Consider the following 6,404-nt stretch of genomic DNA (forward strand, 5'->3'; position numbering starts at 1 on the left):
ACCCCGCCCCGGGCGGCGGGACGGACCGCTCCCAGGGCGGTGCGGCGGCCGCCTCGGGCGGCTCGGCCTCCGGCGGCACGGGTGGCGGCGGCGCGGCCAACCCGGCCCCCAACCAGCCCCCGGCGAACCCGCCGGCCGCGCCGCCACCGGCGGCCCAGCAGCCCGCGCCGCCGCCGGCCGCCGCCAAGCCGCCGGCACCGGTCACCGTGATCGCCGGCCCGTACTGCTCGGGCGGCGGCCAGTACAAGACCAACGGCTGGTACGACCAGGGCACCAAGGGCTGGCGCAACAACTCGGGCGGCTACGGCGGCGACGGCTGCAACGGCACGTACGCCTCGATGCCGATGTCCGGCGACGCGAACAAGGACGACAACAGCAACTCGGTGGTCTGGACCTTCACCGTGGACAAGGTCAGCAGCTGCACCCTGTCCGTCTACATCCCGGCCAGCGGCGACGTGAAGCAGGTCGGCGGCAACCCCAGCCTCTACACGGTGCAGAGCGGTGGCGGCCAGATCGGCTCGTTCTCCATCAACCAGACCGCCAGCCGGGGAAGTTGGGTGAACCAGGGCCCGTTCTCCTACCGCGGCCCGATCTCGTTGACGCTGCACAGCCGCGGCCTGGACTGGTCGGGCAGCACCGAGACGTTCGCCCACCACGCCGCCGCCGCCGTCCGCGCCACCTGTACGGCCTGACCCCGCCCGAACCCCCTGAACCACCAGACCAACCCGAACAACCCGAACAACAACGCCCCACGACGAAGGGAACCCCAGGCATGTCGCGCCCGGTGCTGACGGTCTGTGCGGAGCAGCGGGAGCCCGGCTCCTACCGCACGATCGGCGAAGCCCTCCAGGCTGCCCGCAGCGGCGCGGTGATCTCGGTCCGCCCCGGCCGGTACGACGAGAACCTGGTGCTCACCAAGGTGGTGAGCATCACCGCCGAGGACGTCCGGGGCAGCGTGCGGATCAGTCCCCGCCGCGGTTCGGTGGTCCAGGTGCTCACCGAGGCCGTCCAGCTCACCGGCCTGGTGCTCCAGGGGCAGGACGACGACCTGCCCGCCGTCGACGTCCCGCGCGGCCAACTGGCCATGCAGGACTGCGAGGTGATCGGCAACGCGTGGACCGCCGTGCTCACCCGCCAGCAGGGCGAACTCGCCATGCGCGGCAGCCGGGTGACCAACCCGGCCGGAGCCGGGCTGGTGGAGACCTCCACCGGCACCAGCGTGATCGAGGACAGCGTCATCGAGCACCTGGGCACCTCGGCCGTGGTCATCGGCGAGCGGGCCAACCCGACCGTCCGGCGCTGCGTGCTGCGCGACGCGCGCGGCAACGGCCTGTGCGCCAACGGCGAGGCGCGCGGCCTCGTCGAGGACTGCGAGATCTCCGCCACCGACAAGCCCGCCGTCGCCCTGGAGGAGCAGAGCACCACCCGGCTGCTGCGCACCGAGATCCGGGACAGCGCACTCGGCGTCTTCATCGGCTCCACCGCCCGGGTCGTGCTGGAGGACTGCACCGTCACCGCCGTGCGCGCCCACGGCTACGTCCTCACCAACGGCACCGACCCGCTGCTGCGCCGCTGCCGCGCCGTCCGCCCCCAGGGCCACGGCCTGCACATCGCCGGCCGGGCCCGGGGCACCCTGGAGGACTGCGAGGTCACCGCCCCCGCCCTGGCCGGCATCCACGTCGGCGAGTCGGCCGGGCCCAGCCTGGTGCGGGCGGTGGTGCGCGACGCCGGGACGGACGGCGTCGAACTCACCGGGGAGAGCGCCGCCGAGTTCGACCGCCTGGAGGTCCGGGACGCGGCCGGCGTCGGCATCGTGGTGCGCGACGGCGCCAACCCGCTGCTGCGCCGCAGCACCGTCACCGCCGCCGGCGGCCACGGCATCGAGGCGCTGCGCGACGGGCGCGGCCGGCTGGAGGACGTCACCGTCGTCGACGCCGGTGGGCACGGGGTGCGGATCGCCGACGGCGCCAACACCTACCTCGGCGGCAGCCTGGTGCGCGGCAGCGGATCCTGCGGGATCTCGGTCGGCGCCGAGGGCATCGCCACCCTGCGCGACGTCGAGTCCGCCGACAACGCCCTGGACGGCGCCGAGGTCGAGCACGGCGGCGACCTGACCGCCACCCGCACCCGGCTGCGGACCAACCGGCGGCACGGGCTGCACCTGCGGTCCGGCGCCCGCGCCACCCTGACCGCCTGCCAGCTCAGCGACAACACCGTGGACGGGCTGCGCTCCGACTCCGTGGAGCCCGTGCGGCTCACCGACTGCGTGGCCGCCGAGAACCAGGGCGCCGGGCTGCGGCAGACCGAGCCGACCGACCGCCTCGCCGTGGAGAACCTCGACAGCCGGGACAACCGCTCTCCGGACGCCCACGGCGCGGCGGCCGTCGCCACCACCGAGCCCGGCGAGGCCCCCGCCGCCGACGGGTCGGACGCCCCGGCCGAGGGCGCCGCGGCTCCCGCGCCGGCCGCACCGCAGGGCCCGCAGGCCGTCCTCCAGACCCTGGTCGGGCTGCAGGGCGTCAAGGAGCAGGTCGCCACCCTGGTCAACCTCAACAAGCTGGCCCGGCGCCGGGAGCAGGCCGGGCTGCCCGCCCTGCCGATGAGCCGGCACCTCGTCTTCGCCGGCCCGCCCGGCACCGGCAAGACCACCGTCGCCCGGCTCTACGGCGCGATCCTCGCCGAACTCGGCGTGCTGCGCAGCGGCCACCTGGTCGAGGTCGCCCGGGCCGACCTGGTCGCCTCGATCATCGGCGGGACGGCCCTGAAGACCACCGAGGTGGTCAAGGAGGCGCTCGGCGGGGTGCTGTTCATCGACGAGGCGTACACCCTGTCGGCGGGCTCCGGCGGCACCGGACCGGACTTCGGCCGCGAGGCCATCGACACCCTGGTCAAGCTGATGGAGGACCACCGCGACGACCTGGTGGTGATCGTCGCCGGGTACGAGGCCGAGATCCGCGAGTTCCTGGCCTCGAACCCGGGCCTGGCCTCCCGGTTCAGCCGCACCGTCGAGTTCCGGAACTACAGCGACGAGGAGCTCACCACGATCGTCGAGCACGCCGCCGCCGGGCACGGGTACGAACTCGTCGAGGGCACCCGGGAGGCGCTCGCCGCGCACTTCGACCGGATGCCCAAGGGCGCCGACTTCGGCAACGGCCGGGCCGCCCGCAAGGTGTTCGAGGAGATGGTCGACCGGCAGGCCTCCAGGCTCGCCGAACTGGAGCACTTCGACAACGAGGCGCTCACCCGGCTGCTGCCCGCCGACGTGGGCGAGCAGGCCGCCGCCGACGAGGCGAAGGCCGACGAACCCGGCCTGCTCGACCGGCTGCGCGCCATGGTCGGCCTCGCCGCCGCCAAGGAGCAGGTCGAGGACCTGGTCAACCTGACCCGGCAGACCCGGCGCCGGGTCGAGGCCGGGCTGCCCGCCGCCACCATCAGCCACCACCTGGTGTTCTCGGGCCCGCCCGGCACCGGCAAGACCACCGTCGCCCGGCTGTACGGCGAACTCCTCGCCGAGCTCGACGTGCTGCCCTCGGGCCAGCTGATCGAGACCGCCCGCGCCGACCTGGTCGGCCGCTACATCGGCCACACCGCCCAGCTCACCCGGGACGCCTTCGAACGCGCCCGCGGCGGCGTGCTGTTCATCGACGAGGCGTACACCCTGACGCCCCGCAACGGCTCCGGAGGGGACTTCGGGCAGGAGGCCGTCGACACCCTGATGAAGCTGATGGAGGACCACCGCGACGAGGTCGTGGTGATCGTGGCCGGATACCAGGAGGAGATGCGCGGCTTCCTCGCCTCCAACCCCGGCCTGGCCTCCCGGTTCTCCCGGGAGATCACCTTCGACCACTACGCGGACGACGAACTCGTCACCATCGTCCGGGTGCAGGCCGAGGCCGCCGGCTACACCTGCACCCCGGAGACCCTGGCCGCGCTCGGCACGCTGTTCGCGGCCGTCCCGCGCGACCGCTCCTTCGGCAACGGGCGGTTCGCCCGGCAGGTGCTGGAGGCGATGATCACCCGGCAGGCGGGCCGGCTGTCCCGGCTGGACATCGCGGACCTCGACGAGCTCAGCCTGCTGCTGCCGCAGGACATCCCGGCCGAGCGGATCGGCAGCCTCGCATGAAGCGGGCGCCCCTGGCCCGGGCGGTGGCCGCGCCGCTCCTGGCCGGGCTGCTGCTGCCCGTGGCGGGCCCGGCCGCCGCCGACACGCCCGCCGGCCCCGACGCCCTGCCCGGCGTCAGCCAGCAGCGTCGCGACGCGAGCGGCCGGTCGGCCGGCTGCCTGCCGCCGTCGACCAAGGGCACCCAGCTCACCCCCTGGCCGCAGACCTTCCTGCGGCCCGACCGGGTCTGGCCGCTCAGCCGCGGCGAGGGCGTCACCGTCGCCGTCCTCGGCTCCGGGGTCAAGGACGGCAGCGGCCTGCTGGCCGGCCGGCTCGACCTGGCCCAGCTGCCCGGCGGCCCCGACCCCGCCCAGGACTGCGTCGGCCACGGCACCTTCCTGGCCGGCCTGATCGCCGCCGACCAGCGCGAGGGCGCGGGCTTCGCCGGCCTCGCGCCGCGCGCCCGGATCCTCGCCGTCCCGGTCACCAACGACGCCGGAACCCCCTCGGCGGACCTGCTGGCCCAGGGCATCACCGCGGCCGCCGACCGCGGCGCGCGGGTCATCGCGGTCGGGGTGGCGCTGCCGAACGGCACCGACGCCCTGGCCGCCGCGGTCCGCGCGGCGCGCGGCAAGGGCGCGCTGATCGTCGCCCCGGCCGCACCCGACACCGTCCCGACCGACGGCTCCGGAACCGCCAAAGCCGTCCCGGCGGTCTACCCGGCGGCCTACCCCGAGGTGCTCGCCGTCCGCGACCTCGCCCCCGGCGGCGCGCTCCCGGACGGCCCCTCGGCCGTCCCGGTCGGCGGCCGCGTCGACCTCGCCGCCCCGGGCGACGCCGTCACCGGCCCCGGCCCGGCCCCCGGCGGCTACTACACCGGCGCCGGCCCCAGCTTCGCCACCGCCTTCGTGGCCGGCACCGCCGCCCTCGTCCTCGGCTACCGTCCGGACCTGACCGTCGACCAGCTGACCCAGCGCCTGGAAGCCACCGCCTACCGCAGCCCCGACCCCCAGTACGGCCACGGCACCGTCGACCCCGTCGCCGCCGTCACCCGCCTCGCGGCGCCCGGCGCCCCGGCCCCGCCGACCGCGGCCGCCGCCCCCACCATGCCCCCCGTCCCGCCCGCCGGCGACGCCGGTCACCGGGCGGGTCTGATCGCGCTGTCCTCCCTCGCCCTCGTCGCCCTGGTCGCGGCGGCGGGCGCGGTGGCCCCCCGCGCCCGCGCCCGGGGCTGGCGCCCGGGCCGGGCGGAGGAGAGCTGACGGGTCGGCGGGGACGGGAGGGGCCGGCGAGGTCGACTTCCCGCTGGGCTCCCGTGCTTTCCCGCCATTGGCTCGCCCCGCCGCTTCCCCGGAACCCGGCAGGGAAGGCAGGTGGTGCCACCTACCTCCAAGGAGAGCTGTGAATCTTCGGATCGGTAAGGGAACAGCGGCGCTTGTCGCCGGAATCGCGATCACCACGGGCTTCGCGGCCGCACCGACCGCCGGCGCCGCGACAGCGCCTGCGCTGTCGGCCGGGGAACGGACCTTCGTCAACGTCAACTCCGGCAAGTGTCTGGAGATCTGGGGCGACGCCACCGGCAACGGCGCCCGCGCGGGCCAGTGGGACTGCAACGGATCGGCCACCCAGCAATGGCGGCTGTCCTACAACGGCGTCTGGGCCACCATCGTCAACGTGAACTCGGGCAAGTGTCTGGAGATCTGGGGCGACGCCACCAATGACGGCGCCCGCGCCGGCCAGTGGGACTGCAACGGGTCGGAAACCCAGCAGTGGTACTGGTATTCCACCGGCGAGCTCGGAAACGCGAACTCGGGCAAGTGCCTGGAGATCTGGGGCGACGCCACCCACAACGGTGCGGTCGCCGGCCAGTGGCAGTGCAACGGGTCCGCCACCCAGAAGTGGCGCTGAGCCGCGCCCGGACGCGGTAGCGGGGGCCGCCTGCCGCGCGGGCTTCCCGGCGTGGACCGCGGGGGAAGGCCACCTCGTGAGTGGGCGAGGCGGCGCTCTGCGGCGGATCGCCGTCCTCTCCCCGGCCTCCCGGCCTCCCGGCCTCCCGGCGCCCGCCGGGAGGCCGGGGAGCGGCTCGGCCCGCGCCCGTCCGGTGGGTCGCTCCCTCTGCGGCCCCGCTCAGCCCCGGCGTTCGGCCATGGCGTCGCCGACGAGGGCGGCGAGTTCGAGGTAGTCGAGGCGGGCCCGGGGGCGCAGGGCGGCGGGGGCGGGGACGGGGGGGCGCCGGCGGGGGGGGGGGGGGGGGGCGCGCGAGCAGGGGGCGGTCGGGGGGGGGATGGTCGGGGCCGGGGGC

The 6,404-nt window shown here is 75.8% G+C and carries 4 protein-coding genes; all 4 read left to right on the top strand.

Annotated features, from left to right (window positions below):
* Positions 1–692: hypothetical protein (locus ACFVHV_RS25620; RefSeq protein ID WP_380353755.1), on the top strand; the 692-nt coding region annotated here is incomplete at its 5' end.
* A gap of 80 nt (positions 693–772) precedes the next feature.
* Positions 773–4,123 (top strand): right-handed parallel beta-helix repeat-containing protein, encoded by a 3,351-nt coding sequence (locus ACFVHV_RS25625; RefSeq protein ID WP_359899421.1) that lies wholly within the window; start codon positions 773–775, stop codon positions 4,121–4,123.
* Positions 4,120–5,364, top strand: a complete 1,245-nt coding sequence (locus ACFVHV_RS25630; protein WP_359899419.1) for a S8 family serine peptidase — start codon at positions 4,120–4,122, stop codon at positions 5,362–5,364. Before ACFVHV_RS25625 ends, ACFVHV_RS25630 begins: the two co-directional genes overlap by 4 nt.
* 139 nt (positions 5,365–5,503) lie before the next feature.
* Complete coding sequence (locus ACFVHV_RS25635; protein ID WP_359899417.1) at positions 5,504–6,010, top strand: RICIN domain-containing protein; 507 nt, start codon at positions 5,504–5,506, stop codon at positions 6,008–6,010.
* The last annotated feature ends 394 nt before the right edge of the window (positions 6,011–6,404 follow it).

The organism is Kitasatospora sp. NPDC127116 (assembly GCF_042677365.1).
Lineage (GTDB): Bacteria > Actinomycetota > Actinomycetes > Streptomycetales > Streptomycetaceae > Kitasatospora > Kitasatospora lactacystinica.